Genomic DNA, 16,237 nt, shown 5'->3' on the forward strand with positions numbered 1-16,237 from the left:
GATTGGGGATGCGGTGAAAGTTGTGACCAGGAACACGGATGTTTTCCCGATGGCGACGCGTCGATGAAGGTGCTGCGTGGCGACGCGCAGCATCTCGAGCCGCAAGGGGTAACTCCGGTAGCGGAATGCCGACATGGCTGATAGCGCTAGCGGCACTAAACAGACACTGCTCCGGTCTTAATTCCATTGCACTAGAACATGATTCGAAGTCGCGCTATCCCTGCTTGCTTCGAAACCGTGACTCGCTCTGCGCGGCGCCACGCTAGCTTGTTTGCCGGGTGACTGTTTTACGTTGTTCCCCTTGAACTTTCCATCGCGTCGATATCCGCTCGCTGGGTTTTCGTCCTGTGGCAGTACGGGATTTTGGCATTGGTCGCTTCCGGAGTTGTGGACCAAGTAGCGGCGCGCCGCGACCCGCACTCCGCCCACAGGGCCACTACGATCGCCGCGTGGTGGATCGCTATGGAACCGATGTGCTGGCTGGGGGGCGGCGTCGGAAGCCCCAATCGGTCCAGCACACAGTCGAGCTCGGAATGGTTGTCGAGGATGCTCAAACGGGTTATGTCGGTGCCGTAGTCCGGGTGGAATACGGCCGCGTTGACCTCGAAGACCGACATGGCAAGACCCGCGGCTTTCCGCTAGGCCCCGGCTATCTCCTCGACGGACAACCGGTAATCCTCACGGCGCCGCGTCGTCCCGCGCCTGACCGAGCGAAACGAACAGCATCCGGTTCGATCCCGGCTCCGGCTAGGCGGGCTCGAGCCGCGCGCGCCAGTCGGATCTATGTTGAGGGCCGTCACGACGCCGAACTGATCGCGCAGGTCTGGGGCGACGACTTGCGAGTCGAAGGTGTCGTAGTCGAGCACCTCGGTGGCGTCGACGACCTAGTCCGGATCGTCGCCGACTTCCGCCCCGGACCCAGCCGCCGGCTAGGCGTCCTCGTGGACCACCTCGTCCCCGGATCCAAAGAAGCCCGGATTGCCGAAGCGGTGCGCCGCGGGCCAGGTGGCCCTGACGCCTTGGTTGTCGGTCATCCCTATGTCGACATATGGCAGGCAGTGAAGCCGCAGCGGCTCGGGCTGACCAAGTGGCCAAGCGTGCCTAGGGACATCGAGTGGAAGCACGGAGTTTGTGAAGCGCTCGGGTGGCCGCACGCCGACCAGACGGACATCAGCAGCGCATGGCGACGCATCCGCTCGACGGTGCGCAACTGGAACGATCTGGAGTCAGCCCTAATAGGTCGAATCGAAGAGCTCATCGACTTCGTGACAGAGCCCGCGGCCTAAATCGGGGGATCCGTCACGGGCGGATCCAGGGACATGGCTTGCCTTGGTTCGGTGTAGTAGCCGCTCGGAAGTTGCCCGAACGCGCTCAGAGCACAAGGCTCTTGGCGAGGATTTCTCCGGCTGCGGAGAGCGGGAGAGCCCCGACCGCCCGGCATGGATCGATTCACCCCCGAGGATTATCAGCAAAGTGGCGCATCTGGCCTCCGACGAGCACGCGAGCTTCCAATAGCGAGTTAAGGCGCCATACGTTTCGCAGCTTGTCGGGTATGCGGCCCCGTCGAACGACTCCAGGTGTTCTGCTACCTCCGATCAAGTATGGAGGCGGCGATCATCTGTGGTCGGGCCAGGCCCACCGGTGAAAGCATCGATGACATTCACCCCGTCCGGCTGCAGCCAATCGGAAGTCGCGTGAAACTGGGAGTTGTTGGCCCAGAAGATGTTCCGATGCATCGGCGACGTTACGCCAATGGCGACACCCGTTGCTACTCAAACACTCGTCGTGTGGTGCTGGGGCCTGGGTGGGCTGGTCGGGGTGTGGGTGGGGTGGCTCTTATAGGTCGTGGAGTACATCGGCTGGGGTCTAAGCCACCCTGATTGCGAAACCGCCAGCTGACCAACCGCGGTGACGCATAGCTTCGCTCGCTAACGGTCGCGGTCGGTGTGCGGTTGCGGTCGCTAACTGCCGCTACAACTGTTCAGGAGCCCTCCGGTGTCTTTTGTTTCGTTTACTCCCGATGTTTTCACTGGTGTTGTTGGTGATTTGGCCAGTATTGGTTCGGCGTTGGAGGCGGCGAACGCGGCGGCGGCTGCGGCGACGACGGAGGTGTTGGCTGCGGGTGGTGATGAGGTGTCGGCGCAGATTGCGGCGTTGTTCGGCATGTTCGGTCAGGAGTATCAGGCGATCGGTGCCCAGGTTGGGGCGTATCACGAGCAGTTCGTGGTGACGTTGCACAGTGGCGCGGTGTCGTATGCGGCTGCTGAGGCCGCCAATGTGGAGCAGACGGTGCTCAATGTGGTGAACGGTCCGACTCAGGTGTTGTTGGGGCGCCCGTTGGTGGGCAATGGTGCGAATGCCACCACGCCGGGTGGTGCGGGTGGGAATGGTGGGTTGTTGTGGGGTAGCGGCGGTAGTGGTGCGGCGGGGGCGGCTGGGCAGGCTGGGGGGGCCGGTGGGTCGGCGGGGTTGTTGGGCAACGGCGGCAACGGCGGAGCGGGCGGAACGGGTGGTGCCGCGGGTGGGGCCGGTGGCTCCGGCGGCTGGCTGTACGGCAATGGCGGCACCGGCGGCGCTGGCGGGATCGGCGGTGGCGCGGGCGGTGCCGGTGGCCGGGCTTGGCTGGTGGGCCATGCAGGTATGGGTGGGGCCGGGGGCACGGGCGGCGTTCCCGGTGCCCTCGCTGGCGGCTCCGGCGGCGCCGGCGGCAGCGGTGGGTTGCTTTACGGCGACGGCGGCAACGGCGGCAACGGCAGTGCTGGGGCCGACAATGCCGCCGGCGATGGCGGTGCGGGCGGCGCCGGCGGCGATGGCGGCAGCGCTGGGCTGTTCGGGCATGGGGGCGTTGGCGGTGTGGGCGCTGATGGAGGCAGCGGCGGGCCGACTGTCGGCGGGGCTGACGGCGGGGCTGGCGGGGCCGGCGGTGACGGCGGTCGCGGCGGGTGGCTTTACGGCAATGGCGGCGCCAGTGGTGTCGGCGGCAACGGCGGCACCGGGCCCGGCAACGGCGGGGCTGGCGGTGCCGGCGGCAATGGCGGTGCCACTGGGCTGTTCGGACATGGTGGCACCGGAAGCGCCGGCGGCACCGGCGGGGCCGGCGGTGGTTTCAGCGGCGACGGCGGTGACGGCGGCACCGGCGGCCGGGGCGGATGGATTTACGGTGACGGCGCCAGCGGCGGCGCGGGCGGGCACGGCGCCAATACCGGTGCTGGTGGTGCTGGTGGTGACGGCGGTGCTGGTGGGGCCGGCGGACTGATCGGGGCCGGCGGGGCTGGCGGGGCTGGCGGGGCCGGACAGGGCGGCTCGTCCGGTGGAGCTGGCGGGGCCGGCGGCCATGGCGGCCATGGCGGTTGGCTGACCGGTGGCGGCGGCAACGGCGGGCACGGCGGGCAAGGCGGTAACGGTGTCACCGGCGGAGGGCCCGGCGGTGACGGCGGCAGCGGCGGCAACGCCGGTTGGCTCGCCGGTAGCGGCGGTAACGCCGGCAACGGCGGCAACGCCGGCAACGGCCCCACCAACGGCGGCCGCGGCGGCGCCGGCGGCAGCGCCGGGCTCGTCGGCCGCGGTGGCAACGGTGGGGCCGGCGGCAACGGCGCTGGCGGCGGCTTAGCCGGGCCGGACGGTGGGGCCGGCGGCGCCGGTGGGGCCGGCGGCAACGGTGGTGGACTGATCGGCGACGCTGGCCATGGCGGTGACGGCGGTAATGGGGGTATCGCCACCAACGGAGGCGACGGTGGCGCCGGTGGCGCCGGCGGGTCGGCGGGGCTGTTCGGTAACGGCGGTAACGGCGGCATCGGCGGTGCCGGCGCCACCAGCACTTCCGATGGCAGCGACGGCGCTGGCGGTAACGGCGCGGCCGCCGGCCATGGTGGCTGGCTGTACGGCAGCGGCGGTAACGGTGGGGCCGGCGGCATCGGCGGCGGTGCCGGTGGGGCCGGCGGTAACGGCGGCTTCTTCGTTGGCAATGGCGGTAATGGCGGCGCTGGGAGTATGGGCTCTGCCGGCGGGGCTGGCGGTGCCGGTGGCGCGGGCGGTAATCCTGGCTGGCTGTTCGGGGCTGGCGGCACGGGCGGGGCCGGAGGCGCCGGCGCGAATGCGATAACGCCGGGTGCTGCCGGTGGCGCCGGTGGTGACGGCGGTGCCGCCGGGCGCGGCGGGCTGTTTATGCGCGGTGGTGACGGCGGGCGCGGCGGTGCCGGCGGAACCGGTGCTGACGGCAGCCCTGCCGTTGGTGACGGTGATCCCGGCGGTGTCGGCGGCGCTGGTGGTGTGGGTGGTGCTGGCGGCGCCGGCGGCAGGGCCCCGCTGGTCTTCGGCAACGGTGGGGCCGGCGGACTTGGTGGTGACGGTGGTGGCGGCGGCGCGGGCGCCGCGGGCGCCGCTAGCGCCACCGGGATCGGTGGTGACGGCGGTAGGGGTGGCGCCGGTGGCGCCGCCGGCGCGGGCGGGCTTGGTGGCGCTGCCCAGATCTTCAGCCAAGCCGGCAGCACCGGCATCAGCGGCGATGGAGGTGACGGCGGGACCGGTGGTGCGGGTGGCGCCGGCGGTGACGGCACCGACGCCACCGCGGGCAGCGGCGCGACCGGCGGTACCGGTTTCGCGGGCGGGACCGGCGGTGTGGGTGGGGCCGGCGGTGACTCCGGCGCCGGCGGCACCAACGGCTCCGGCGGTGTCGGCGGTATCGGCGGTATAGGCGGCACCGGCGGCGCTGGCGGCAGCGGCGCCGACGGTGGAGCTGGGGTCGCCGGCGCCGATGGCGGCCAAGGCGGTACTGGCGGCATCGGCGGATCAGCAGGTGCGGGTGGCGCGGCCGGCGCCGGCGGCACCGGCGGCACGACCGGCGCCGACGGCAGCGCCGGGGATGGCGGTACCGGCGGTCAGGGTGGCCTTGGTGGTGATGGTGGCAGCGGCATCGCCGGTGCGGCGGATGGCGGGGCCGGCGCCACCGGTGCGGCGGGCGGGGCCGGTGGTCAGGGTGGCACCGGTGGTGCGGCCGGTGCGGGCACCGGCGGTGTCCAGGGCGCCGGCGGTGCTGGTGGTGACGGCGGTGTCGGGGGTCAGGGCGGTACCGGGGGTGCCGGTACCGATCACAGCGCTACCCCGGGCACCGATGGTGGCGCTGGTGGCGCTGGCGGTATCGGCGGTACTGGTGGCGACGCCGGGGCCGGTGGCAAGGGTTCTGTGGCGGGTGCTGATGGTTCCGCGGGCGATGGTGGTGTTGGTGGTACTGGTGGCACGGGTGGCCAGGGTGGTATTGGTACCACCGGAGCCGCTGATGGCGGTGACGGTGGCCAGGGTGCGGCCGGCGGTCAAGGCGGCGCTGGCGGTAAGGGCGGTGCGGCCGGTTCCGGGGTCGGTGGTAGTCAGGGTGCGGGCGGTGCCGGTGGTGACGGCGGTGTCGGGGGTCAGGGCGGTACCGGGGGTGCCGGTACCGATCACAGCGCTACCCCGGGCACCGATGGTGGCGCTGGTGGCACTGGCGGTATCGGCGGTACTGGTGGCGACGCCGGGGCCGGTGGCAAGGGTTCTGTGGCGGGTGCTGATGGTTCCGCGGGCGATGGTGGTGTTGGTGGTACTGGTGGCACGGGTGGCCAGGGTGGTATTGGTACCACCGGAGCCGCTGATGGCGGTGACGGTGGCCAGGGTGCGGCCGGCGGTCAAGGCGGCGCTGGCGGTAAGGGCGGTGCGGCCGGTTCCGGGGTCGGTGGTAGTCAGGGTGCGGGCGGTGCCGGTGGTGACGGCGGTGTCGGGGGTCAGGGCGGCACGGGGGGTGCCGGTACCGATCACAGCGCTACCCCGGGCACCGATGGTGGTGCTGGTGGCACTGGCGGTATCGGCGGTACTGGTGGCGACGCCGGGGCCGGTGGCAAGGGTTCTGTGGCGGGTGCTGATGGTTCCGCGGGCGATGGTGGTGTTGGTGGTACTGGTGGCACGGGTGGCCAGGGTGGTATCGGTACCACCGGAGCCGCTGATGGCGGTGACGGTGGCCAGGGTGCGGCCGGCGGTCAAGGCGGCGCTGGCGGTAAGGGCGGTGCGGCCGGTACTGGGGTCGGGGGTAGTCAGGGTGCGGGCGGTGCCGGTGGTGACGGCGGTGTCGGGGGTCAGGGCGGCATCGGCGGAGCTGGCACGGATCACAGCGCTACCCCGGGCACCGATGGTGGTGCTGGTGGCACTGGCGGTATCGGCGGTACTGGTGGCGACGCCGGGGCCGGTGGCAAGGGTTCTGTGGCGGGTGCTGATGGCTCTGCGGGCGATGGTGGTGTTGGTGGTACTGGTGGCACGGGTGGCCAGGGTGGTATCGGTACCACCGGAGCCGCTGATGGCGGTGACGGTGGCCAGGGTGCGGCTGGCGGCCAAGGTGGCGCTGGCGGTAAGGGCGGTGCGGCCGGTTCCGGGGTCGGGGGTAGTCAGGGTGCGGGCGGTGCCGGTGGTGACGGCGGTGTCGGGGGTCAGGGCGGCATCGGCGGAGCTGGCACGGATCACAGCGCTACCCCGGGCACCGATGGTGGCGCTGGTGGCACTGGCGGTATCGGCGGTACTGGTGGCGACGCTGGCGCCGGGGGTACCGGGTCCAGCACGGGTGCTGATGGCTCCTCTGGTGACGGCGGCCAAGGCGGTACCGGTGGCGCCGGTGGTGACGGTGGTATCGGCGCCACCGGAGCCGCCGGTGGCGGGACCGGCGGCCAGGGCGCGGCCGGCGGTCAAGGTGGCGCTGGCGGTAAGGGCGGTGCGGCCGGTTCCGGGGTCGGTGGTAGTCAGGGTGCGGGCGGTGCCGGTGGTGACGGCGGTGTCGGGGGTCAGGGCGGCATCGGCGGAGCTGGCACGGATCACAGCGCTACCCCGGGCACCGATGGTGGCGCTGGTGGCACTGGCGGTATCGGCGGTACTGGTGGCGACGCTGGCGCCGGGGGTACCGGGTCCAGCACGGGTGCTGATGGCTCCTCTGGTGACGGCGGCCAAGGCGGTACCGGTGGCGCCGGTGGTGACGGTGGTATCGGCGCCACCGGAGCCGCCGGTGGCGGGACCGGCGGCCAAGGCGCCGCGGGCGGTTCCGGCGGTGCCGGTGGTGACGGCGGCGCGGCCGGTGCCGGCACCGGCGGTGTCCAGGGCGCCGGCGGTGCCGGTGGTGACGGCGGCGCTGGTGGCCAGGGCGGTACCGGGGGTGCCGGTACCGATCACAGTGCCAATACCGGTGTCGATGGTGGCGTCGGTGGCGAGGGCGGTATCGGCGGCACTGGTGGCGACGCCGGCGTCGGCGGCAAGGGTTCTGCGACGGGTGCAGATGGTTCCGCGGGCGACGGCGGTATTGGTGGCACCGGTGGCACTGGTGGCCAGGGTGGTATCGGCACCACCGGGGCGGCCGGTGGCGGGACTGGCGACCAGGGTGCGGCCGGCGGTGACGGCGGCGCCGGCGGTAAGGGCGGCGCGGCCGGTGCAGGAACCGGCGGCAGCCAGGGTGCCGGTGGTGACGGTGGTGACGGCGGTACCGGTGGTCAGGGCGGCACCGGTGGTGCCGGTACGGATCACAGCGCCAGTACCGGGGTCGATGGTGGCGCCGGCGGTCAGGGCGGCATCGGCGGTACCGGTGGGGACGCCGGTGCGGGCGGCAACGGATCCACCACCGGCGCTGACGGCTCTGCCGGTGACGGTGGCACCGGCGGTGCCGGTGGCACCGGGGGCCAGGGTGGCAGCGGCACCCTGGGGGCGGCCGGTAGCGGTACCGGTGGCCAAGGCGCCGCGGGCGGTGATGGCGGCGCCGGCGGTGAGGGCGGTGCGGCCGGTGCCGGTAGCGGCGGCAGCCAGGGCGCCGGCGGCGCCGGTGGTGATGGTGGCACCGGTGGCCAAGGCGGAACCGGCGGGGCCGGCAAGGCCGGGGCGGCCGGCGGCGGTAACGGCGGCGATGGCGGTGACGGTGGCACCGGCGGCACCGGCGGAGCGGCCGGTCAAGGCGGCACCGGGTCAACGACCGGCGCCCACGGCGCCGGCGGTATCGGCGGAGCCGGTGGCGACGGCGGCGACGGCGGCAAAGGCCTCTTCGGCGACGGCGGCACCGGCTCGACCGAGAACGGCGGCTTCGGAGGCAAGGGCGGTGCCGGCGGCAACGGCGGCGCGGGCGGCGACGCCGTCGACTTCGAGCTCGACAAAGGAGGCGACGGCGGCGCCGGCGGAAATGGCGGCGCCGGCGGCGCCGGCGGTGGTGGGGGCGGCGGAATTATTACTCCCTTCGGCGACGGTGGCAACGGTGGTGACGGTGGCGCCGGTGGTGTCGGCGGTATCGGCGGCCAGGGCGGCCTCGGAGGAGGTGATGGCGGCGCCGGTGGCACTGGTGGTGATGGCGGTACCGCCGGTAACGCTGGTAACGGCCACGACGGCGGTCCTTCCTTCGGCGGTAACGGCGGTGACGGCGGCACCGGTGGCGCGGCAGGCGCCGGCGGCGCGGGTGGCCAAGCCGGCTTTGGAACCATCGGTAGCAGCGGTACCGGTGGCGTCGGCGGGACAGGTGGCACCGGGGGCGCCGGCGGTAACGGCGGTATCGGCGTCACCGACAGTGCCCTCGGAGGGGGTGGCACTGGGGGCGCCGGAGGCGCCGGAGGCGCCGGCGGTGAGGGTGGTGTCGGCGGTGACCTTCCCGTTGTCGGCGGCGGTGCCGCCGGTGCGGGCGGCGACGGTGGCGCCGGCGGTGAGGGCGGCGCAGGCGGTGCCTCCGACGTCACCGGCACCGCCGAAGCCTTGGGCGGTGAAGGCGGCGAGGGCGGCGCCGCCGGGAACGGTGGCCATGGTGGCGGAGTTCTTGGTCCCTTCGGTGGCGGCGCCGACGGCGGCGTAGGTGGCAATGGCGGTGCGGGTGGCACCGGCGGTGCGGGCAACTCGACCACCGGTACAGGCACGGGTGGTGCGGGTGGCGCCGGTGGAGCCGCCGGTGATGGCGGCAACGGTAGCAATGCTGGCGGCGACGGTAGCCCCGGCGACGCCGGCGCTGGTGGCACGGGCGGTCAGGGCGGCACGGGCGGCGACGGCACGGGTGGTGCAGGCACATCCGGCGGCGCTGGTGGCAACGGCGGTGCCGCCGGTAGCGGCGGCACTGGCGGCAATACTGGTGCCGACAACGGGGACGGCGGCGCCGGCGGGTCCGGCGGCACCGGCGGCGCCGGGGGCGGCGGCGGCAACGGAGGCGTCGACGACACGGGTGGTATCGGCGGTGCCGGCGCCACCGGCGGCGCTGGCGGCGACGGCGGCAACGGCAGCGGCAGCGGCAACGGCGGCATGGGTGGTGGCGGTGGTACCGGCGGTGGCGGCGGCACCGGCGGCACCGGCGACGGTGGCGCCAATCCCGGCAACCCCGGCACCGGAGGCGGCCTCGGTAATCCAGGCGGTGGCCCGGTCGGAACTGGTGGGGGCAACGGTGGCACCGGTGGCACCGCCGGCACCGGCGGCGCCGGCGGCCCCGCATGACCGCAAAAACCCGCTGCTCCAAAGCCAGTCGACAAGCTAGGCGTTGACCAGCACGTCGGGTGGCCGGCGTTGAATGAGGCGGGGCGTTGCCATGGCGAGCATCTGTCGGCCCGGACCCTCTCGCCTTTCGGTTCGGGCGAGCTGGCTTGGTAATCGCTGAGGTCGGTATCGGTGGTCACGTCGTTTTCGGCGGTCTGGTAGTCCTCGACGTTCCGAACGCGTTCGTGTAGCGGGTTTGCTGATGTTGCTGATGATGTCGGCGGGGGAATCCGAGAGCGGGCGTCGCGTGGCGTGTCGGACTGGCTTAGGCCTAAACCGTTATGAGCCGGCGTCTGGGCGATCTGTCGTGAACTGTCTTTGGAGACTGGTAGCCCCCAGGCGCTTCGCGCAGGGCGATGGCGTTGCGGCGCTTGAGGTTTAGGGCCAGAAGCTCCTCCACCTGATGTCTGTTTGAGCGTGTCACTGTCGGGGGCCTGATTCGCCACCGGCTTGTTCGGCCGCGCATTTCTGCTTGGCGTCTTGTTCGCCGGGTGGGTGTGAGAACACAGTCGCATTGCGACGCGACTATTGCGACGGCTTTAGCTGGGCCTGTTTGGGGGCGGGGGGCGGGGTGGTTCTTATAGGTCGTGGAGCACGCCGTCTGGGGTCCTAAGGCAACAGATAGCGAAACCGCTAGCCGACTGACCGCGGTAACGCATAGCTTGGCTAGCTAACGATCGCGGTCGGTAATCGGCCGCGGTCTTTCACTGTTACTGCGACCGTTCAGGAGCCTTCCGGTGTCTTTTGTTTCGTTTACTCCCGATGTTTTCACTGGTGTTGTTGGTGATTTGGCCAATATTGGTGCGGCGTTGGAGGCGGCGAACGCGGCGGCGGCTGCGGCGACGACGGAGGTGTTGGCCGCGGGTGCTGATGAGGTGTCGGCGCAGATTGCGGCGTTGTTCGGCATGTTCGGTCAGGAGTATCAGGCGATCAGTGCCCAGGTCGCGGCGTATCACGAGCAGTTCGTGGTGACGCTGCACAGTGGTGCGGTGTCGTATGCGGCTGCTGAGGCCGCCAATGTAGAGCAGACGGTGCTCAATGTGGTGAACAGTCCGACGCAGGTGTTGTTGGGGCGCCCGCTGGTCGGCAACGGCGCGAATGCGACCACGCCGGGTGGTGCGGGTGGGAATGGTGGGTTGCTGTGGGGTAGCGGCGGCAACGGCGCGGCGGGGGCGGCCGGGCAGGCTGGGGGGGCCGGCGGGTCGGCGGGGTTGTTGGGCAACGGCGGCAATGGTGGTGCCGGTGGCATCGGCGCCGCGGGTGGTACTGGTGGCACTGGTGGGTGGCTGTATGGGCGCGGCGGTAACGGGGGTGCCGGCGGGATCGGTGGCGGTACCGGTGGTGCGGGCGGACACGCGTGGTTGTTCGGCAACGGTGGTCTTGGCGGTGCTGGGGGTAGCGGGGGCAGCGGGGGCGGCACCGGTGGCGCTGGTGGCAATGGTGGGGTGTTCTACGGCAGTGGTGGTGCTGGTGGGGCGGGTAGTTCTGGTCAGGCCGGTGGGGCTGGTGGGGATGCGGGGTTGTGGGGTCGTGGTGGTGCTGGCGGTGCCGGTGGTGATGGTGGCAGCTTCGCCGGTGGTACTGGTGGGCGTGGGGGCCTGGTGTTCGGTGATGGCGGCGCCGGCGGCATCGGCGGCGGCGACGGCGGTGATAGTGGGGGGTTGTTCGGTGCCGGTGGTGCCGGCGGTGCCGGCGGTGATGGTGGGTTCGCTGGCGGGTCCGGTGGTGATGGTGGCTTGGTGATGGGTGCTGGCGGTGCCGGCGGGGTCGGTGGTGTTGGTGGTGGGGCCGGCGGTGCTGGCGGCAACGGTGGTTTGTTGCTCGGTGACGGCGGTGCCGGTGGTGTGGGTGGTGTCGGCGGCGGGACCGGTGGTAACGGGGGTCAGGCCGCCCAACTGTTCGGTTTCGGCGGGTCCGGTGGGGTCGGGGGTGTCGGCGATGCCGGTAGTACGGGCGGTGATGGTGGTGCTGGCGGCACCCCGGGGTGGTTGTTCGGCGTCGGTGGCGCCGGTGGGGCCGGTGGTGCTGGGGGTGTGGCGACCTCGATCGGTACCGCTGGCGGTGACGGCGGTACCGGGGGCGCTGGTGCGCGCGGGGGATTGTTCATGGGTGGTGGTGACGGCGGGGCCGGCGGTGCTGGGGGTGCGGGTAAGGCCGGTGTCGACGGGGTCGGTGATGGCGGGTCCGGTGGTGATGGCGGCGGTGGCGGTCTCGGCGGTAACGGCGGGGCCGGGGGTCAGGGCGCGGTGTTGTTCGGCTCTGCCGGGGCGGGCGGGGCCGGCGGGATCGGCGGCGCTGGTGGTGCTGGGGGTGCGGGTGCTGACGGCATCACCGGTGTCGGTGGTGACGGTGGTAATGGCGGCACCGGTGGTCAGGCTGGCCAAGCTGGTGCCGGTGGTGCGGGCAACGTGTTCAGCGAGGCCGGGACGGCGGGGACCGTGGGTTTTGGTGGTGATGGTGGTGCCGGTGGTCATGGTGGCGCCGGGGCTGCTGGTGCTGATGCCACCGGCGCCGGCAACACCGGTGACACGGGGTTTGCTGGTGGGTCCGGTGGTGTTGGTGGTGATGGTGGCGGCAGCGGTGTGTTGCAGGGTGCTGGTGGTGTTGGTGGTGACGGCGGGGTCGGGGGTATCGGCGGTGCTGGTAGCGCCGGCAGCGCCAGTGTTGATCCACAAACGGCTGGGGGTGTCGGCGGCCACGGCGGTGACGGTGGTGTTGGTGGTGATGCCGGCCTGGGGGGTGCTGGTTCGGTCGCTGGGGCTGGGGGTAGTGCTGGTGATGGCGGCGCTGGTGGTGCCGGCGGGGCCGGTGGTGCGGGTGCCGATAACACCAGCGTGGCTGGTGCGGGCGCTGATGGCGCCGCTGGTGGTGACGGTGGCGCTGGTGGTGGCGGCGGCAAGGGCGGTGCGGCCGGTAACGCTCATGGCGGTACCGAGGGCAGCCGGGGTGTCGGGGGTGCCGGTGGTGATGGTGGTACCGGTGGTCAGGGCGGTACCGGTGGTGTGGGTACGGATAACAGCGCTAACGCGGGGGTCGATGGCGGTGCCGGCGGCCAAGGCGGTACCGGTGGTGCCGGTGGCGACGCCGGGGCTGGCGGTGCTGGGTCGGTGACCGGTGTTGATGGCTCCTCCGGTGATGGCGGGGCCGGCGGCGCCGGTGGCGATGGTGGTGATGGCGGTGTCGGCACCGCCGGGGCGGCCGATGGCGGTGACGGCGGCCAAGGCGCGGCCGGCGGCCAGGGTGGCGCTGGTGGTGATGGTGGTGCGGTCGGTGCCGGTACCGGTGGCAGCCAGGGCGCCGGGGGTACCGGTGGTGACGGCGGTGCCGGTGGTCAGGGCGGTACCGGTGGTGTGGGTATCGATAACAGTGCTAACGCGGGGGTCGATGGGGGTGCGGGCGGTGCTGGCGGTGCCGGTGGTGCTGGTGGCGACGCCGGGGTTGGGGGCGCCGGGTCCACCACGGGTGCTGCTGGTTCGGCCGGTGACGGTGGTACCGGCGGCGCCGGTGGCGATGGTGGTGATGGTGGTATCGGCACCGCCGGGGACGCTGGTGGCGGTACCGGTGGTCAAGGTGCGGCTGGTGGGGCGGGCGGCGCTGGTGGTGATGGTGGCGCGGCCGGCGCCGGGGACGGTGGCAGCCAGGGCGCCGGGGGTACCGGTGGTGATGGTGGCCTCGGTGGTCAGGGCGGCACCGGTGGAGCCGGTACCGACAACAGCGCCAACGCCGGTCTAGATGGTGGCGCCGGCGGTGATGGCGGTGCCGGCGGTGCTGGTGGGGAGGCCGGCGCCGGGGGCAGCGGGTCCACCGCGGGTGCTGATGGCTCCGCTGGCGACGGTGGTGTTGGTGGTACCGGTGGCACCGGGGGCCAGGGCGGTATCGGTACCACCGGGGCCGCTGGTGGCGGTACTGGCGGCCAAGGCGCGGCCGGCGGGGCTGGCGGCGCCGGCGGTGAGGGTGGTGCGGCTGGTGCCGGGGTCGGCGGCAGCCAGGGTGCCGGCGGCAGCGGTGGTGACGGCGGTATCGGTGGCCAGGGCGGCACCGGTGGAGCCGGTACGGATCACAGCGCCAACGCCGGGTTAGATGGTGGCGCCGGCGGCGCCGGCGGGATCGGTGGTACTGGTGGGGAGGCCGGCGCCGGGGGCAGCGGGTCCACGACGGGTGCTGACGGCTCCGCCGGCGATGGCGGTGTTGGTGGTACCGGTGGCACCGGTGGCCAGGGCGGTATCGGCACCACCGGGGCGGATGGTGGCGGCACCGGTGGCCAAGGTGCGGCCGGCGGTGACGGTGGCGCCGGTGGTAACGGTGGCGCGGCTGGTGCCGGGGTCGGCGGCAGTCAGGGTGCCGGTGGTGCTGGTGGTGACGGCGGTATCGGCGGTCAGGGCGGCACCGGCGGAGCCGGCACCGACCACAGCGCCAACGCTGGGCTCGATGGTGGCGCGGGCGGTCAGGGCGGTATCGGCGGTACCGGTGGGGACGCCGGTGCCGGCGGCAACGGATCCGCCAAGGGTGCTGATGGCTCCTCCGGTGACGGTGGCACCGGTGGCACCGGTGGCACCGGCGGCCAGGGTGGCAGCGGCACAACCGGGGCCGCTGGTGGCAGCACTGGTGGAACCGGTGGTGACGGCGGTGCCGGCGGAGCTGGTGGTGACGGTGGTGCCGCCGGTACCGGTACCGGCGGCGTCCAAGGTGCCGGTGGCACCGGCGGTGACGGCGGGTTCGGCGGTCAAGGCGGCACCGGTGGAGCCGGCACCGACAACAGCGCCAACCCAGGTCTCGACGGCGGCGCCGGCGGCACCGGCGGCACCGGCGGCACCGGCGGAGCGGCCGGTCAAGGCGGCACTGGGTCAACGACGGGCGCCAACGGCGTCGCCGGCGACGGCGGAGCTGGCGGCGACGGCGGCACCGGAGGCGCCGGCGGCAAAGGCGTCGCCGAAGTCGGCGGAGCTGGCGGCCACGGCGGCGACGGTGGAGCTGGTGGTGACGGCGGAGCCGGCGGTCGCGCTGTCGACATCAGCGAAGTCGGCGGCGCCGGCGGCGCCGGCGGCAATGGCGGCGGCGGCGGTACCGGCGGTGACGGCGGCTCCGGTCTCGGCATAGGCGGTGTCGACGGCGGTGACGGCGGTAACGGCGGCGCAGCCGGCCACGGCGGCAACGGGGGCGACGGCGGCTTCGGCGCCGGTACCGGCGGTGTCGGCGGTGTTGGCGGTGACGGCGGTGCGGCCGGAACCGGCGGCTTCACCCAGAACCCAGGTCTCAACGGCGGCACCCCGGGTGCTGGCGGCACAGGCGGCGCCGCCGGCAACGGCGGCACAGGCGGAAAAGCCGGCGACGGCGCCGGAGGCGTCGGCGGTGACGGTGGCTCGGCCGGTACCGGCGGCGACGGCGGCAAGGGCGGCGAAGGCTCCGCCGGTGTGAGCGACACCTTTCCTTCCGTCGGCGGTGACGGCGGTGCTGGCGGTGCTGGCGGTATCGGCGGCGACGGCGGTGCCAGCAATGGGATCAGCGGCACCGCCGGTAACGGCGGTGCGGGTGGCACCGGCGGTGCCGGCGGTGACGGCGGCCGGGGCGACATCATCGGCGACAATACTGCTACGGGCGGCGCGGGCGGCGCGGGCGGCGCGGCCGGTAGCGGCGGCAACGGCGGCGATGCCCGCGTGGGCGGCGACGCCGGTGACGGCGGCGTGGGTGGCGACGGCGGTGCGGGCGGCACAGGCGGTGAAGGCGAGGCCGACAGGTCCGGTACCGGCCTGGGTGGCGCGGGCGGCGCAGGTGGTGCCGCCGGTGACGGCGGCCAGGGTGGCACTGCCGACGCCGGCCACGGCGGCGACGGCGGCGACGCCGGAACCGGCGGTCAAGGCGGCACCGGCGGGGCCGCCAAGGGTCCTGATGCATCCAGCGGCGGTAGTGGCGGCAAAGGCGGCGCCGCCGGTAACGGCGGCGTAGGAGGCGATTCCGGCGGCCAGAACGGCGACGGCGGTGCCGGCGGATCCGGAGGCGGCGGCGGCGACGGCGGCGGCGGCGGTGCCGCCGGCACCGGCGGCACGGGTGGTCCTGGTGGTTTCGGTGCCACCGGTGGCACCGGAGGCGACGGCGGCAATGGCAGCGGCACCGGCACCGGTGGCAGCGGTGGTGGCGGCGGCGACGGCGGCGGCGGCGGCACCGGCGGCGCTGGCAACGGCGGCGTCAATCCCGGCAACCCCGGCACCAGCGGCGGCCTCGGTAATCCGGGCGGTGGCCCGATCGGAACCAGCGGCGGTAGCGGTGGCACCGGCGGCACTGCGGGTATACCTGGCACAGGCGGAAGCCGGCTTTGAATGACCGCGAATACCCGCAGCCGAGACAGTTACACCGCAGCCGCCGGGTGACTACCCCGAGGAGGACCCCTCTATGTGGTCAGGCCGCCTCGGGGGCGACGTTGGCGTTGTCGTCACAGCGCTGGTCCCGGTGACCACGCGCGATTTGAGCAGCCAGTCGAAAGCCACGCGTTGAGCAGTTCGTCTGGTGGCTGGCGTTGAATGACTCGGGGCGTTCTTCTGCCACGGCGAGTGTCTGTCGGCCAAACTCTCTCGCTGTCCGGGTCGGCCGAGCTGGCTTCGTAATCAGCGAGGTCGGTTTCGGTAGTCACGTCGTCTTCGGCGGTCGGGTAGTGCTCGACGTTCCGAACGCGTTCGTGTAGCGGGTTAGCTGATGTCGTCGGCGGAGGAATCCGAGAGCGGGCGTCGCGCGGCGTGTCGGACTGGCTTAG

At 73.0% G+C, this 16,237-nt stretch carries 3 protein-coding genes; all 3 read left to right on the forward strand.

Going from position 1 to position 16,237, the window contains the following annotated elements; genetic code table 11:
* Positions 1-449 precede the first annotated feature (449 nt).
* Entirely contained in the window at positions 450-1,286 is an 837-nt protein-coding gene (locus F6B93_RS05745; protein ID WP_211698234.1) for a DUF3097 domain-containing protein, read from the forward strand.
* 709 nt (positions 1,287-1,995) lie between these two features.
* Positions 1,996-9,453, forward strand: a complete 7,458-nt coding sequence (locus F6B93_RS05750; RefSeq protein ID WP_211698235.1) for a PE family protein — start codon at positions 1,996-1,998, stop codon at positions 9,451-9,453.
* 776 nt (positions 9,454-10,229) lie between these two features.
* The gene (locus tag F6B93_RS05755) at positions 10,230-15,806 is read left to right on the forward strand and encodes a PE family protein (RefSeq protein ID WP_211698236.1); all 5,577 of its coding nucleotides are present in this window, start codon (positions 10,230-10,232) and stop codon (positions 15,804-15,806) included.
* Positions 15,807-16,237: the final 431 nt, after the last annotated feature.

Origin of the sequence: Mycobacterium spongiae (assembly GCF_018278905.1) — a bacterium.
GTDB lineage: Bacteria > Actinomycetota > Actinomycetes > Mycobacteriales > Mycobacteriaceae > Mycobacterium > Mycobacterium spongiae.